General features: G+C 68.1%; 14 protein-coding genes and 1 pseudogene. 10 read left to right on the forward strand and 5 right to left on the reverse strand.

The features are described 5' to 3' along the window. Positions 1-208: pseudogene (locus FPV16_RS19265) on the reverse strand (oxalate/formate MFS antiporter); the annotation flags it as partial. Between the two features lie 329 nt (positions 209-537). Here FPV16_RS19265 and FPV16_RS19270 point away from each other — a divergent pair. The 3 genes from FPV16_RS19270 to FPV16_RS19280 all read left to right on the forward strand — a co-directional run bounded on the left by FPV16_RS19270 (position 538) and on the right by FPV16_RS19280 (position 2,271). Further along, the gene (locus FPV16_RS19270; RefSeq protein ID WP_018045822.1) at positions 538-750 is read left to right on the forward strand and encodes a CsbD family protein; all 213 of its coding nucleotides are present in this window, start codon (positions 538-540) and stop codon (positions 748-750) included. Positions 751-966: 216 nt separating this feature from the next. Further along, positions 967-1,407 carry a CsbD family protein gene (locus FPV16_RS19275; protein ID WP_227439989.1) on the forward strand — a complete coding sequence of 147 codons (441 nt, stop codon included), beginning with the start codon at positions 967-969 and terminating at the stop codon, positions 1,405-1,407. Positions 1,408-1,494: 87 nt separating this feature from the next. Beyond that, the gene (locus FPV16_RS19280) at positions 1,495-2,271 is read left to right on the forward strand and encodes a creatininase family protein (RefSeq protein WP_227439990.1); all 777 of its coding nucleotides are present in this window, start codon (positions 1,495-1,497) and stop codon (positions 2,269-2,271) included. Positions 2,272-2,287: 16 nt separating this feature from the next. On the opposite strand, the gene FPV16_RS19285 is transcribed toward FPV16_RS19280, so the two are convergent. Continuing rightward, positions 2,288-2,809: a YcgN family cysteine cluster protein gene (locus FPV16_RS19285; protein ID WP_227439991.1), complete on the reverse strand. Its 522-nt coding sequence runs from the start codon at positions 2,807-2,809 to the stop codon at positions 2,288-2,290. 313 nt (positions 2,810-3,122) lie between these two features. Here FPV16_RS19285 and FPV16_RS19290 point away from each other — a divergent pair, with 313 nt between their 5' ends. Genes FPV16_RS19290 through FPV16_RS19300 form a run of 3 tightly spaced genes read left to right on the forward strand, consistent with a single transcriptional unit; the run spans position 3,123 to position 6,672 of the window. Continuing rightward, positions 3,123-5,351: a transglycosylase domain-containing protein gene (locus tag FPV16_RS19290; RefSeq protein WP_227439992.1), complete on the forward strand. Its 2,229-nt coding sequence runs from the start codon at positions 3,123-3,125 to the stop codon at positions 5,349-5,351. A gap of 38 nt (positions 5,352-5,389) precedes the next feature. Next, the gene (locus tag FPV16_RS19295) at positions 5,390-6,073 is read left to right on the forward strand and encodes a DUF1214 domain-containing protein (RefSeq protein WP_227439993.1); all 684 of its coding nucleotides are present in this window, start codon (positions 5,390-5,392) and stop codon (positions 6,071-6,073) included. Then, positions 6,070-6,672 (forward strand): hypothetical protein, encoded by a 603-nt coding sequence (locus FPV16_RS19300; protein ID WP_026176270.1) that lies wholly within the window; start codon positions 6,070-6,072, stop codon positions 6,670-6,672. The genes FPV16_RS19295 and FPV16_RS19300 overlap by 4 nt, the downstream gene beginning before the upstream one ends. Positions 6,673-6,709: 37 nt before the next feature. On the opposite strand, the gene FPV16_RS19305 is transcribed toward FPV16_RS19300, so the two are convergent. Both FPV16_RS19305 and FPV16_RS19310 read right to left on the reverse strand, forming a co-directional pair. Beyond that, positions 6,710-7,453: a hypothetical protein gene (locus FPV16_RS19305; RefSeq protein WP_227440030.1), complete on the reverse strand. Its 744-nt coding sequence runs from the start codon at positions 7,451-7,453 to the stop codon at positions 6,710-6,712. 124 nt (positions 7,454-7,577) lie between these two features. Further along, the gene (locus tag FPV16_RS19310) at positions 7,578-7,829 is read right to left on the reverse strand and encodes a hypothetical protein (protein WP_227439994.1); all 252 of its coding nucleotides are present in this window, start codon (positions 7,827-7,829) and stop codon (positions 7,578-7,580) included. Positions 7,830-8,334: 505 nt separating this feature from the next. Between FPV16_RS19310 and FPV16_RS19315 the strand changes: the two genes are divergently transcribed. From FPV16_RS19315 to FPV16_RS19330, 4 genes are all read left to right on the forward strand, one after another. Then, positions 8,335-8,625: a hypothetical protein gene (locus FPV16_RS19315; RefSeq protein WP_018045813.1), complete on the forward strand. Its 291-nt coding sequence runs from the start codon at positions 8,335-8,337 to the stop codon at positions 8,623-8,625. A gap of 147 nt (positions 8,626-8,772) precedes the next feature. Next, positions 8,773-9,723: a glutathione synthase gene (gene gshB / locus FPV16_RS19320; RefSeq protein ID WP_227439995.1), complete on the forward strand. Its 951-nt coding sequence runs from the start codon at positions 8,773-8,775 to the stop codon at positions 9,721-9,723. A gap of 123 nt (positions 9,724-9,846) precedes the next feature. After that, complete coding sequence (locus FPV16_RS19325) at positions 9,847-10,272, forward strand: GtrA family protein (protein WP_227439996.1); 426 nt, start codon at positions 9,847-9,849, stop codon at positions 10,270-10,272. Positions 10,273-10,301: 29 nt separating this feature from the next. Beyond that, a complete protein-coding gene (locus FPV16_RS19330; protein ID WP_227439997.1) occupies positions 10,302-11,762 on the forward strand; it encodes a hypothetical protein in 1,461 nt (486 codons plus the stop codon). Positions 11,763-11,863: 101 nt separating this feature from the next. On the opposite strand, the gene FPV16_RS19335 is transcribed toward FPV16_RS19330, so the two are convergent. Continuing rightward, positions 11,864-12,373, reverse strand: a complete 510-nt coding sequence (locus tag FPV16_RS19335; protein ID WP_227439998.1) for an OsmC family protein — start codon at positions 12,371-12,373, stop codon at positions 11,864-11,866. Between the last annotated feature and the right edge of the window lie 30 nt (positions 12,374-12,403).

The following is a 12,403-nucleotide window of genomic DNA, read 5'->3' on the forward strand; positions in this document are numbered from 1 at the left end:
CCCACTGGATCGCCGCCCGGTCGAAGCCGAACTTCTTCTGGATGTCGGGGACGAAGAACGTCCAGCCGTATTGCAGGTTGGCGATCATCACCATGCAGATCACGCCGATCACCAGCTGACCCCAGCGCCCGAACGGCGGCGCGGACGCCGTATCCAGGGTCGGCTGGGTGGTCCCACCCGAACCCGGTGTGGCGGCGCGAACGGTCATGACCGTCTTCCTCGGTGTCTCGTCAGTTGTTTGCCGAGTTCTAGCCGGGAATATTTTGAATTCAAGAAACTTTGCTGGCAAGAACGTCGCAAAGCGAAACAAAAAATTTGGATCACGCGTATAAAAAATTCAAACTCTTGCCGTGGCGGTCTTTAACTTCGGACCAGTGCTGCGACGCAGCACTCCTCGCTCAGATCGGTAGGAAATCATACACTTCCGCAGGGGCGAACCGGAACATTTCAGCAATTGTTATCGTTCGGCTTCCGACTTCGCGGTGCCCGACGCATGTCGCGTCCCGGCCTCCCCGATCGATGATGAGGACCATTTCGATGAGCAGCACCACCGACAAGATCAAGGGTCTCGCCAACGAAGCCGTCGGCAACATCAAGCAGGGCGTCGGCTCGGTCACGGGCAACGAGAAGTTGCAGGCCGAAGGCAAGGCGCAGGAGCTGAAGGGTGAGGCCCAGAAGACCGTGGGTGATGCCAAGGACGGGATCAAGGGCGCGGCTCAGAGCGCCGCCGACGCCGTCAAGAAGATCTGACCCTCCGGTCGGAGCCGTCGCGGGGGCGATGCAGGTCCTCTCCACCGTCTCCCGATGTCCGGGCTTGCCCCGACGGGAGACTGACGGCTCCTTCCTTGAAATTCGACGACGAACAATCGCTTCGAGCATCGTCGCGGATGCGTATCCGGGACGGTGCTCCGACAGGGCGGATCGGGCTCCCCCCCCGTCTTCCCCTCGCGAATGGGAGATAGATCCATGAACAGAGATCATTTTGACGGCGGCGTCCGCAATCTGCAGGGCCGGGGCAAGACGGCGCTCGGCGCCGTGACGGGCCGTGCGCGCCAGCAGGTCGAGGGCGCCTACGATCAGGCCGCCGGTGCGGCCCAGTATGCCTATGGCGAAGCCCGCGACAGGGTGAACGATTTGCGCCGCGACGGCGAGCGCTTCATCGATGAGGCCAGCGCCCGCGCCCACTCCCTGGCCGACGAAGCGCAACAGCGCGGCCATGCCATCGCCGACCGTGGCTATGCCCTGGCCGACGAGGCCCAGCGCCGCGGCCGCCATTACCGGGGCGAAGCCGTGCGGCAGGGGCGGGCCGTCGCCGCCCGTGCCGACGAGAACAAGGCCGTCACGCTCGCCATCGTGGCAGCTGCCGCCTTCGGCCTCGGATGGCTGCTGCGCCCTTCGCGCCGCTGAGCCGACCCTCGGATGGGCCTTCTTGTGAAGGTCCATCCGGCATAGACACATGTCTCGCGGCATCGGGCCGCGAGGGATACGGCGGACATGGCGGTTCGGAACTGGTTCGATCTCACGAGCGGGGAAATCGCGTCCGTGATCGGCCGCTCCATCGCTATCCTCCCCGTGGCGGCGGTGGAGCAGCACGGGCCCCATCTGCCGCTCTCCACCGACGTCACCATCGCCGAGGGCTACCTTGCCCGGCTGGCCGAACTCGACGCGGTCGACCTCGATATCCTCGTCCTGCCCGTCCAGAGCATCGGCAAGTCGGATGAGCACGACGCCTTCCCCGGCACCCTGACCCTGACCGCCGAGACGGCCCTGCGCGCCTGGGGCGAGATCGGCCTCAGCCTGAATCGGGCCGGATGCGGCAAGCTCGTCATCGTCACCTCACATGGCGGCAACAGCGGCCTGATCGACCTCGTGGCGAGCGACCTGCGCGGAATCGGCATGCTCGCCGTCACCACGGCCTGGAGCCGGTTCGGTTATCCGCCGGGTCTGTTTCCTGAGGACGAGATCAGACACGGCATCCATGCCGGTGCCATCGAGACGGCGCTGATGCTGGCACTGAAGCCCGATGCGGTGCGGAGCCGGGCCGTCGCCGATTTCAAGCCCCGCTCGGTGGCGATGGAGCGCGACTTCGTCCACCTGCGCGCCGGCCGCCCGGCGGCCTTCGCCTGGAAGGCACAGGACCTTCACTCCTCGGGCGCCATCGGCAACGCGACGCTCGGCACGCGGGAGGCCGGCCTCGCGGCCCTCGACCACGGTGCAAGAGCCTTCCTCGACCTCCTGCGCGACGTGGACCGCTTCCGCCTCGATCCGTGAGGGGCCTTTGCGGCGTCTAATCCTCGTCCTCGGTGTCCGGGGTGCGGCCGGGCCAGGTGACGATCTGGTCGAGGAGTTCGTCGGTTGTGAACTCCTCCTCGTTGCCCGATATCCGGCCGCGCACCGAGATGCCGGCTTCGTGGACGCTGGCCTGTCGGCCGGAGACGAGGGGATGCCACGGGTAGAGATCCTGCCCGTCGCGCACGAGGCGATAGGCGCAGGTCGGCGGCAGCCAGGGAATGGTCCGGACCGCCTCCGGCGTCAGGCGGACGCAATCGGGCACCCGCCTCTGGCGGTTGACGTAGTCGCGGCAGTTGCAGGCGAGCCCGTCGAGGAGGGTGCAGCCGACATCGGTGTGGTAGACCTCACCGGTATCGTCATCCTCGAGCTTGAGCAGGCAGCAGCGGCCGCAGCCGTCGCACAGGCTCTCCCATTCGGACGACGACATCTCGTCGAGGGTCTTCTCCCGCCAGAACGGGCTCGTGGCCCGACGGGCCGAGGGATCCGGGGCAAGGAGGGTGGATGTGCGGTCCCTCATCGGGAGCACCTTCGGGTTTCGGAACGGGAGGGCGGAGCGCGCAGGCTCCTTGACGCATGTGGGCGTGATCGGCAAGCCGCGCCACCTCGGCGCCCCAATCCCGAGCCAGGGTTGACGAAAGGTTATTCTTGCCGGCGCCGCGACGTTTTCGTCACCGGACGCATTATGGTGGGGAGCCATCCATGCTGCCCCCTGCGCAAGGGCGGGCGATGTGGATCGCGGGGCCTCGCGAAGATGCGCGGAGCTTGGTAGTGCTTGACCGGCGGCATCGGCGAGCGATGCCGGCCGTGCGGTGAGGGACAGAGAACACGTCGTGCGCCTGCCCAAAGCCACCTCGATCCTGACGCGCCTGAAACGCGCCGCCCTCGGCTTCGACGCCTGGGTGAATGCGAGCCTGTACGATAGCGGCCGCTCCACCGCCGAGACCTACGAGCGTTTCCAGCAGCGCATGCAGGTCTTCTCGGTGCGCGGCTGGAAGCGCGTCGCCCTCGATCTCACCAGCGAGGGGGTGACGCTCGGCACCGGCGGCGCCGTGCTGATGCTGGCCCTTGCGCAGCCCGCCTTCAACCTCACCAGCGACAACTGGCTGAAGCAGCAGGATCTCGCCGTCACCTTCCTCGACCGCTACGGCGTCGAGGTGGGCCGGCGCGGAATCAAGCACGACGATTCGCTCAAGCTCGACGACTTTCCCGACAGCATGATCAAGGCCCTGGTCTCCACCGAGGACCGGCGCTTCTACGAGCATTGGGGCATCGACCCGATCGGCACGGCGCGCGCCCTCGTCTCGAACTCGCGAGGCGGCGGCAACACGCAGGGCGGCTCGTCGATCACCCAGCAGCTCGCCAAGAACCTGTTCCTCACCAACGAGCGCTCCCTGGAGCGCAAGGTCAACGAGGCGTTCCTGGCGCTCTGGCTCGAGAGCCATCTCAGCAAGAACGAGATTCTCAAGCTCTATCTCGACCGCGCCTATATGGGCGGCGGCACCTTCGGCGCGGTGGCCGCGGCCGATTATTATTTCGGCAAGCCCCTGAAGGATGTGAGCCTCGCCGAGGCCGCGATGCTGGCCGGCCTGTTCAAGGCGCCGACGAAATACGCGCCGCATGTGAACCTGCCGGCGGCTCGCGCCCGCGCCGTGGACGTGCTCCACAACATGGTGGAAGCCGGCTTCGTCACCGAAGGCCAGATTCAGACGGCGTTGCGCAACCCGGCGACGCCGGTGACCCGCACCCGCGACATCACCGCCGATTACTACCTCGACTGGGCCTTCGGCGAGATCAAGGGCATGGCGGATTCCGGCAAGCTGCGCGGCGACCGCGTGCTGATCGTGAAGACTCCCCTCGACATCGGCATCCAGAAGCGTGCCGACCAGGCGGTGGAGAACATCCTGCGCCAGTATGGCGACCAGTACGACGTGGACGAGGCCGCCATGGTCATCCTCGATCCGGACGGGGCCCTGCGCGCCATGGTCGGTGGGGCCGATTACGGCGAGAGCCAGTTCAACCGGGCCACGGATTCCCTGCGCCAGCCGGGCTCCTCGTTCAAACCCTACGTCTATGCGGCGGGTCTCGCCGCCGGCCTCTACCGGCCGGATACCCGGGTCGTGGACCGGCCGATCTGCCTCGGCAATTGGTGCCCGCAGAATTACGGCCGCTCGTTCTCCGGCGCCACCAACCTCACCGTGGCGGTGGCGAAATCCATCAACACGATCCCGATCCAGATCTCGGTCGCGTTGGGCAAGGCCATCGGCATCAAGGGCGATTACCCCGCCGCCAAGGCCGGGCGCGCCAAGATCATCGACATGGCCCATCGCATGGGCATCACCACCCCGCTCACCGACTCCGTCTCCCTACCCATCGGCTCGGCGGAGGTGAACGTCATCGATCAGGCGGCGGCCTATGCGGTGTTCGCCAATGGCGGCCGCAAGGCCAAGCCCTACGCGGCCATGGAGGTGAAGAACTCCTCGGGCGAGGTGATCTACCGCCATGCCGACGAGAAGCCCGAGCAGATCCTCTCGCCCCAGGTCGTGGCCGACATGAACTTCATGTTGAACAAGGTGGTGGAGGAGGGGACCGGCCGTCGCGCGCAGCTCGACGGCATCAAGGTCGCGGGCAAATCGGGCACGACCAACGCCTACAAGGATGCCTGGTTCGTGGCCTATACCGGCAATTACGTAGGCGCCGTCTGGTTCGGCAACGACGATTCCACCTCCACCAACAAGATGACCGGCGGCTCGCTTCCCGCCATGGCCTGGCACGACGTGATGGAAACGGCCCACCAGGGCATCGAGTTGAAGGCGATGCCGGGCCTCAAGGAGAACACCCGTCCGATCGCGCAGGCCGGGTCGTCCTCGCCGCCCAACGCCGCCGCCAGCGCGGCCGGCAAGCTCTCGCGGCGCTCGTTCGAGGTCATCGGCAGCATGAACGGCCTGTTCCGCACCGTGGAGGCGGGGCCCCCCGCCGGCGCCCGTGCCGCCGCGGGGGAGACCACGGGCGCCGTCGCCGATGGCGCCCGCCCGGTCGGCGGCCGCATCGGCATTCCGTAGCGACGGTGTCCCCACGGCCCCAGGATGTCAGCCGCCGCATGAGCACCACAGATCACCCTGCCCGGTCCGGCGCGAGGCCGGACATCGCGGGCGTCGCCGGCCGGGGAGGCCGCGCGTTTCGCGCCGTGCTGCGCCGGACCTCCCGCGTCGGGCTCGTGTTCTACACGCTCGTGCTCGGTGCGGGCTTAGGGTTGGCGACGGCGGATTACGCCACGCGGGGGGGCTATCCGTTCGGAGGCGTTGCAGTGGGGAGCTGGATCGCATGGCCGCGCACGGGCTCGCTCGGCGCCGATCCCTATGCCCGCGCGGTGAATGCCCGACGCGGGGAGATTCCCCTGGCGGTGGGAGAGGGGTTGCTTCTCACCGCCTCCCAGGACGATCAGGGCCGCACCCTCAATGCCGGCTGCACCTATGTGATCGCCGGCGCGACGCCCCCGGCCAGAGCCTGGACCCTCACCGTCGCCGGGCGCGGCAAGCGCGACCCCGAGCGGCCGGTGCTGCGCGAGGGCTTCACCTCGACGGAGGTGCTGCGCGACGTCGACGGGCGCTTCTCCATCGTCCTCGCCTCGGACGTCCAGCCCGGCAATTGGCTGCCCATGCCGCGTGCGACAGGGCCGGTGCGGCTTGCGCTCCGTCTCTACGACACGCCGGTGGCGGCCAGTGCCGGCACGGTGGAGCGCTCCGCGGTTCCCACGATCTCCCGCACGGAATGCGCGGAATGAACCCGACCGGGCGTTTCCTCCTCGCGACCCTCGCCGGCCTTGTCCTGGCGGGACTGGTCCATATCGCCGTGGTTCTAGCGATCCCGAGCCTGTCGGAATCCGACGCTCTGACGAAGGCGCGCACCAGCGAGGCCCTGGACCACGCAATGCCGGTCTATACGCTCTCCACCGGCATCAACCCGGCCCCCACCGAGGCGTGGCTGCCGATCCCCGATCCTTCCGTCGCCGTGGGCATCTGCGCCTACAACCTCGCCGATGGCCCGATGCGGGTCTCGGCCCGCACCGGCGCGCTGATGCTGTCCCTGGCCGTCCATGGGCGGCGGGGAGCCTTCTATGCGGTCACCGATCAGGCGGCGGTGCGCGGCGCCCTCGACCTCGTGATCCTCACCCGCGCCCAATACGACGAAGCCCTGGCCAACGAGGACGAAAACGACGTCAGCCGCGACGTGCGAATCGTCGCCACCGAGCGGGAGGGCTTCGTGGTGGTGCGTGTGGTGGCCGCCCTTCCGAGCCAGCGCCAAGCGGCGAACGAGGCGGTCCAGGCCGTCTCCTGCACCATCGACAGCCCGACCGAGGACGCCGCGAAATCCGGGGGCTGATGGCCGACCCACGCCCTGTCCGGACGGGCGGCCCGGTTCAGTATTTCGCGACGATGGGACTGGCGGCCTGAGGGGCGGGCGCCTCCACCAATCCGCAGCGCGCCTCGGCCTCCGCCGGAAGCAGCGGGTCGAGCATCACCCGGCGTCCGTCGAGGCCGGCGAGACTGCGCTCAACCGACACGGCTTCGACCGAGGGAACCTCCACGAGGAGGTGTTGCAGGGCGTAGCGGTAGCGCTCTGACCGAACCCCCGTCTCCAGGCGGACCCAGGCCACGAGGCAGCGGTTCTCGGCCACCCGCATGGCGGCTTGGCGGATGCTCTCGTCATCGAGGCTCTTCACGAAGGGCAGGCTGCGCAGGCGGAGGGTATCGGCATTCGCCACCCGCGCCGCGGTCGCCGCGAAGAGCGGGATCAGGCGCGCATCCGCGGTGATGTCGTCCGACACGCGGCGATAGCGCGAGACGGGCGAGCGGAAGGGCTCCGCGATCAGGGCCGCATGGTAGCTGGCGACGTCGTCGTCGCGCCAGCTCGGCGGCAGCACGCGGGTGCGGGTGAGGTTGGCCAGGGCGTCGGTGAAGGTCTCGCTCTCGGCCGCCGGCATCAGGAAGCGCCAGGCCCGGTCACGCAGGGTGCGCTCGTCGTCGGTGAGGGGAAAATGCGAGGCCGGCTCGTTGCGGTACTGCGCGGCCACGGTGCCGGTGCTCGCCACGAGACTGTTCCAGGCGCTCGGGGCCGGGCGGCCGAAATCGCCCTTCTGGGCGCAGCCTCCCACCAGCAGCATCGCGGCGGCGGACGCGGTCCGGATCAGGCGCCCGGTGGGGCTGACGGAATGGGACGCCGGCATCGCGCTTCCTCGGGTTCACGGTGCCTCATCGAGCCTCACGGTGGACCGGAGGCGTGGGATCTCAGGAGCGCCGGCGCTGGCGCGGAGCGGGCATCGCCGGTTCAGGCATGCGCTCGTAGCGGACGCCGGTGAACAGCAGGATCTCGCCGCGTGGGGCGTCGTCGCTCTCGTCGTCCCGGCGGAAGCGGCGGCCGGAGGCCTGGCGGAACGCCACGACGCTGGCCGTCGGCAGCGGCATCGCCCGGTCCCCCTGACCGCCCGAGGGCTCACCGGGGTGTGATTTGGCACTCTGGGACTTGCGGTCAGGCGTCATCGCTGGCGATCCCATCGATCCTCGATCCGCACCACCCGAACCCGTCGGAAACGTCCTCTCGAACCCTCTCGGAGCCGAGCCCCGTCGAATTCTCAATCCATCGTGATGCAGAGCGGAGATCATCACGGGGTAGTTAATGAAAAGTTTCCGCCCTTGATCGAATCGCGGGAGAGCACCGGGAGGCGGCGGCGGGGATTGGATCCACGTGGTAATTTCGCCGCAGCCGCGAAGCCTGTCGGAACTGAAGTCCCTGAATCCACTCTGGCTTGCAACTTGCTTTGAATTTTACTGCCCATGGCGGGCGTTTCCTCCCTTGCACTCGGCCCCGCTCCCCCGGTGAGCGGGGCCTTTTTGTTTGGGGATCTCGAAAAACTGTGACCGGGGCGACACGCCCATCTGTCCGACCCTACCCGCTCGGAACCGGGACGGTGTCCCGCGCGCTTGCTAAGCCATGGCTGCGCCCGATATGCCGCCACACTCCGATCCGAGCGAAGGACAACGCAGAATGCGCGTGGCGACCACACGATCCTCCAGCCCCTCGAAGGGCCGGTCCCTGGCCCTGAAGGCCGCACCCTTTGCCCTTCTGCTTCTGGCCGCCGGCCCGGCCCAGGCCCAGCGCGAAGACCAAGGCCTGCAACTCGGCTGCGCCAACGACTATTTCCGCCTCTGTGCCGGCGTCGATCCCAACAGCAACGAGGCCGAGAAGTGCATGGAGCGCAACCGTCCCCGCCTCTCGGCCGAATGCCGCAACGCCATCGGCGATTACGACCGCCGCAGCGGTGGCAAGTCCCGCTGAGGGGGAGGTCGTGCTAAGGGGCATCTCCCAGTAAGAAGCCTGTCGACGGAAGCCAGGTCATCGAATAGGCCTGCGGTTTCGATCGAAGACCGGCGGCGGCTCCCCCGACCTTCGACCGTGCTCGAACGTGAATGAGGCTCGTGCGCCATGGCCCTGACCGTCGCGGTTCAGATGGACCCGATCCAGGCGATCAGGATCGCCGGTGACACCACCTTCGCCCTGCTCTTGGAAGCGCAGGCGCGGGGGCACGATCTCCTATTCTACACGCCGGACCGGCTCTCCATGCAGGGTCAGGTGGTGACGGCACGGGTCGAGCCCCTCCGGGTCCAGGACGTGGAGGGCGCCCATGCGACCCTTGGCGCCGTGGAGCGGGTCGATCTCGCCGATGTGGATGTGGTCCTGATGCGCCAGGACCCGCCCTTCGACATGGCCTACATCACCGCGACCCATATGCTGGAGCGGATTCACCCGCGGACGCTGGTCGTCAACAACCCGGCCGAGGTGCGCAACGCGCCCGAGAAGCTGTTCGTCCTGGATTTCCCGCAACTCATGCCGCCGACCCTGATCACCCGCGACAAGGCGGAGATCGAGGCGTTCCGGGCCGAGCACGGCGCCATCGTCATGAAGCCCCTGCACGGGCATGGCGGCGCGGCGGTGTTCCGGGTGTTGCCGGAGGACGCCAATTTCGGCTCGATGTTCGATCTGTTCTCGGTGACGTTCCGCGAGCCCTGGGTGGTCCAGCGCTTCCTGCCGAAGATCACCGAGGGCGACAAGCGCATCATCCTGGTGGACGGTGAGCCTCTGGGCGCCATCAACCGCGTTCCGGCGCTCAACGACATCCGCTCCAACATGGTGCGCGGCGGGGCGGCCGCCGCCTCCGACCTCACCGAGCGCGAGCGGGAAATCTGCGCCACGATCGGCCCTGAGCTCCGCCGGCGCGGCCTCATCCTCGTCGGCATCGATGTGATCGACGGCAACCTCACCGAGATCAACGTCACCTCTCCCACCGGCATCCGCGCCATCAAGCGGCTCGGTGGACCGGACCTCGCGGTCTCGGTCTGGGATGCGATCGAAGGGCGCCTGTCCGCTTCGGTCTGACGGGATTAAGCCGCCTTTAAGCGCGGCAGCCTAACGCTCGGGGCCGGTATCACCCCCTCCGGCCCGGTCGATGCACCTCATCACGCAAAGCCTTTCTTCCGGCTGGATCTCCGGCACCGGCCAGTGAGCGGCCGCGCCCTGCCGATACGGCTCGCCCGGATGATTCTGGTCGGCGGCATCGCGACCCTACTCTATGCCTGCCTGAGCCTGGCGGGGACGGCGGTCGCCGGGCTTCCGCTTCCGCTGGTCTCAGCCCTCTCCTACGGCCTCGCCTCGCTCTGGTCCTATGCCGGTCATCGCTGGCTGACCTTCGGCGACCGGCAGCCGGCGCCTCGCGCGGCGTTGCGGTTTTCCCTTCTGACGATGGCCGGCTACGGCGCGGCCGCAGCGATCCCCGCCATCGTCGGTGGGATATTTGAGGGGCCTTCCTGGCTCTCGATCCTCGTCGTCTGCATCGGGATACCGGCCGTGAATTACGTGGTCCTGAGCCGGCACATCTTTTCCGAGGCGCTGCAGGGTTCCCGACACCGGGTGGGGCATACGGGATGAGATCCGATCCGGCTTACCCCCCGGCGCCAATGCAGGCGCTCGGCGCGGCGTCCCGACCGTCCGCGCGGTGGTCGAGGGAAGCCTCGTCGATCCTCGTGTTCCTGGTGGTGGTTCTCACGCTGTCCATCCGCGCCGGCCAGCTCCTCAATGACCCTGACAGCCAGTGGCACTTGGCGATCGGCCGCTGGATCGTCACTCACGGCGCCGTGCCCTGGACGGACCTGTTCTCCCACACCTTCGCTGGATCGCCCTGGATCGCGAAGGAATGGGCCTCTCAGGTGCTGTTTTATGGGGCCTACGCGCTCGCCGGCTGGTGGGGCGTCTGCATGCTCACCATTCTGGTCGTTGCCGGCTCGCTGGCCGGCCTGCACCTGTGGCTGCAGCGCCATGTCTCCCCCATCGCGGCACTGACGACGGTCACCGCCGTGTTCGTGGTCCTCGCGCCGCATCTGCTCGCACGCCCGCACATCCTCACGGTGCCGATCCTCCTCGTCTGGATGACGGGCCTCGTGGCGGCGCTGGAGCGGGGGAGGGCTCCATCGTTCTGGCTGATCCCGGTGATGGTGGCCTGGGCCAATCTGCACGGCAGCTACCCGATCGGCCTCGTCATCGCCGGCATTCTGGCGGGGGAGGGCGTGTTCTCCGGCCCCCGCTCCGAATGGATCGGCAGGGCTTCACGATGGGCGCGCTTCCTCGCCCTCGCCACGGTCGCCTCCTGTCTGACGCCTTATGGCTATGCGCCGTTTCTCGTGAATCTCGGCCTGTTCAACAGCGGTGAATCCCTGCCCTTCATCAAGGAATGGCAGCCCCTCGACCTCGATGGGGCGGGCGTCGTCGCCCTGGCCCTGCTCATCGGCAGCATCGCGCTCCTGCTGGCCAAGCCCAGAAAAACCCTGTTCCGGCTCGGCGTGGTCACGCTCCTCGGGGTGACGATGATCCGCCACGCGCGGTTCGCGGACCTGTTCGTCCTGGCAGCACCAATCCTCGTGGCGGGGCCTGCCATGGCGCGATTTCCGACGCTGCGTGCCGGGACGGCGGTCGCCGCCTCGCATCGTCTCGGCCTCGCCGTCCTGGCCTGTGCCGTCGCGGCGATCGCGACGGCGGCCGTGGTCTCGCCGCGTCCCAGCGAAGCGATGACGCCACAGGCCGCACTCGACGCGGCACGCGCACGGGGCCTCACCGGCCCGGTCTACAACGACTACGATTTCGGTGGATTCCTGATCCGGTCCGGCGTGCCGACTTTCATCGACGGGCGCAGCGACCAGCTCTTCCTCGGCGGTTTCATGAACGGCCTCGACCGGGTGCTGGCCGCATCGGAGCCCGACCGCTTCGCCGACCTGCTGGCGCATCACCGTGTCACCTGGGCCCTCGTGCGGAGGGAGGGGCGAAGCGCCGATCATCTGCGCCGCCTGGAGGGCTGGCGCCTCCTCCATGAGGACGAGACCGCCTCGGTGTTTCATGTGGCCGGCAGCGCGCCCGCCGCGCGGTAGAAGCCCGTATGTCCGCGACCGAAGCGGATGCCGGCTAGAATCCGCCCAATACCGGTTCCTGCGCCACTCCGCCCGCCCTCGGACGGAGTGGCCTCGTTCCCTCAGCCCTTCGAGGCGTGGACCGCCAGTTCCGGCTTGTGGTTCAGGGTCTGGAACACGACGCAATAGCGCTCGGTCAGCTTGAGGAGCTGGTCGAGCTTTTCCTGCGGCGCATCGGTGTCGAGGGCGAAGTTCAGGCGGATGGCGCGGAAGCCCACCGGCGCTTCCTTGTCGACGCCCAGCGTGCCGCGGAAGTCGAGGTCGCCCTCGGCGGAGACGGTGCCGGCGCGAAGCTCGATTTCGAGGGCGGTCGCCACGGCCTTGATGGTGACGCCCGCACAGGCGACCAGCGCCTCGAGCAGCATGTCGCCCGAGCAGAGTTCGAGGCCCGACCCGCCGGTGGCGGGGTGAAGTCCGGCGACGGCAATCGCCCGTCCGGTCTCGACCTTGCAGGCGATGGACGTGTCGTCGAGGGTGCCCTTGGCCTTCAGGGTGATGACGGCCGATTCCGGGGCGTTGCGGTACTGGTCCTTCAGCGGGGCCTGGAGCGAGCGCAGGGTGGTGGCGTCCATCGGGTGTGTCCTCGATCGTCCTGGTGCGAT

Origin of the sequence: Methylobacterium sp. W2 (genome assembly GCF_020662345.1) — a bacterium.
GTDB lineage: Bacteria > Pseudomonadota > Alphaproteobacteria > Rhizobiales > Beijerinckiaceae > Methylobacterium.

What these genes read in the sequence shown, in the direction of transcription:
- FPV16_RS19270 (WP_018045822.1), top strand. Translation starts at nt 538, where the DNA reads ATGAGCAGCACCACCGACAAGATCAAGGGTCTCGCCAACGAAGCCGTC.
- FPV16_RS19275 (WP_227439989.1), top strand. Translation starts at nt 967, where the DNA reads ATGAACAGAGATCATTTTGACGGCGGCGTCCGCAATCTGCAGGGCCGG.
- FPV16_RS19280 (WP_227439990.1), top strand. Translation starts at nt 1,495, where the DNA reads ATGGCGGTTCGGAACTGGTTCGATCTCACGAGCGGGGAAATCGCGTCC.
- FPV16_RS19285 (WP_227439991.1), bottom strand. Translation starts at nt 2,809, where the DNA reads ATGAGGGACCGCACATCCACCCTCCTTGCCCCGGATCCCTCGGCCCGT.
- FPV16_RS19295 (WP_227439993.1), top strand. Translation starts at nt 5,390, where the DNA reads ATGAGCACCACAGATCACCCTGCCCGGTCCGGCGCGAGGCCGGACATC.
- FPV16_RS19300 (WP_026176270.1), top strand. Translation starts at nt 6,070, where the DNA reads ATGAACCCGACCGGGCGTTTCCTCCTCGCGACCCTCGCCGGCCTTGTC.
- FPV16_RS19305 (WP_227440030.1), bottom strand. Translation starts at nt 7,453, where the DNA reads ATGCTGCTGGTGGGAGGCTGCGCCCAGAAGGGCGATTTCGGCCGCCCG.
- FPV16_RS19310 (WP_227439994.1), bottom strand. Translation starts at nt 7,829, where the DNA reads ATGACGCCTGACCGCAAGTCCCAGAGTGCCAAATCACACCCCGGTGAG.
- FPV16_RS19315 (WP_018045813.1), top strand. Translation starts at nt 8,335, where the DNA reads ATGCGCGTGGCGACCACACGATCCTCCAGCCCCTCGAAGGGCCGGTCC.
- gshB (WP_227439995.1), top strand. Translation starts at nt 8,773, where the DNA reads ATGGCCCTGACCGTCGCGGTTCAGATGGACCCGATCCAGGCGATCAGG.
- FPV16_RS19330 (WP_227439997.1), top strand. Translation starts at nt 10,302, where the DNA reads ATGCAGGCGCTCGGCGCGGCGTCCCGACCGTCCGCGCGGTGGTCGAGG.
- FPV16_RS19335 (WP_227439998.1), bottom strand. Translation starts at nt 12,373, where the DNA reads ATGGACGCCACCACCCTGCGCTCGCTCCAGGCCCCGCTGAAGGACCAG.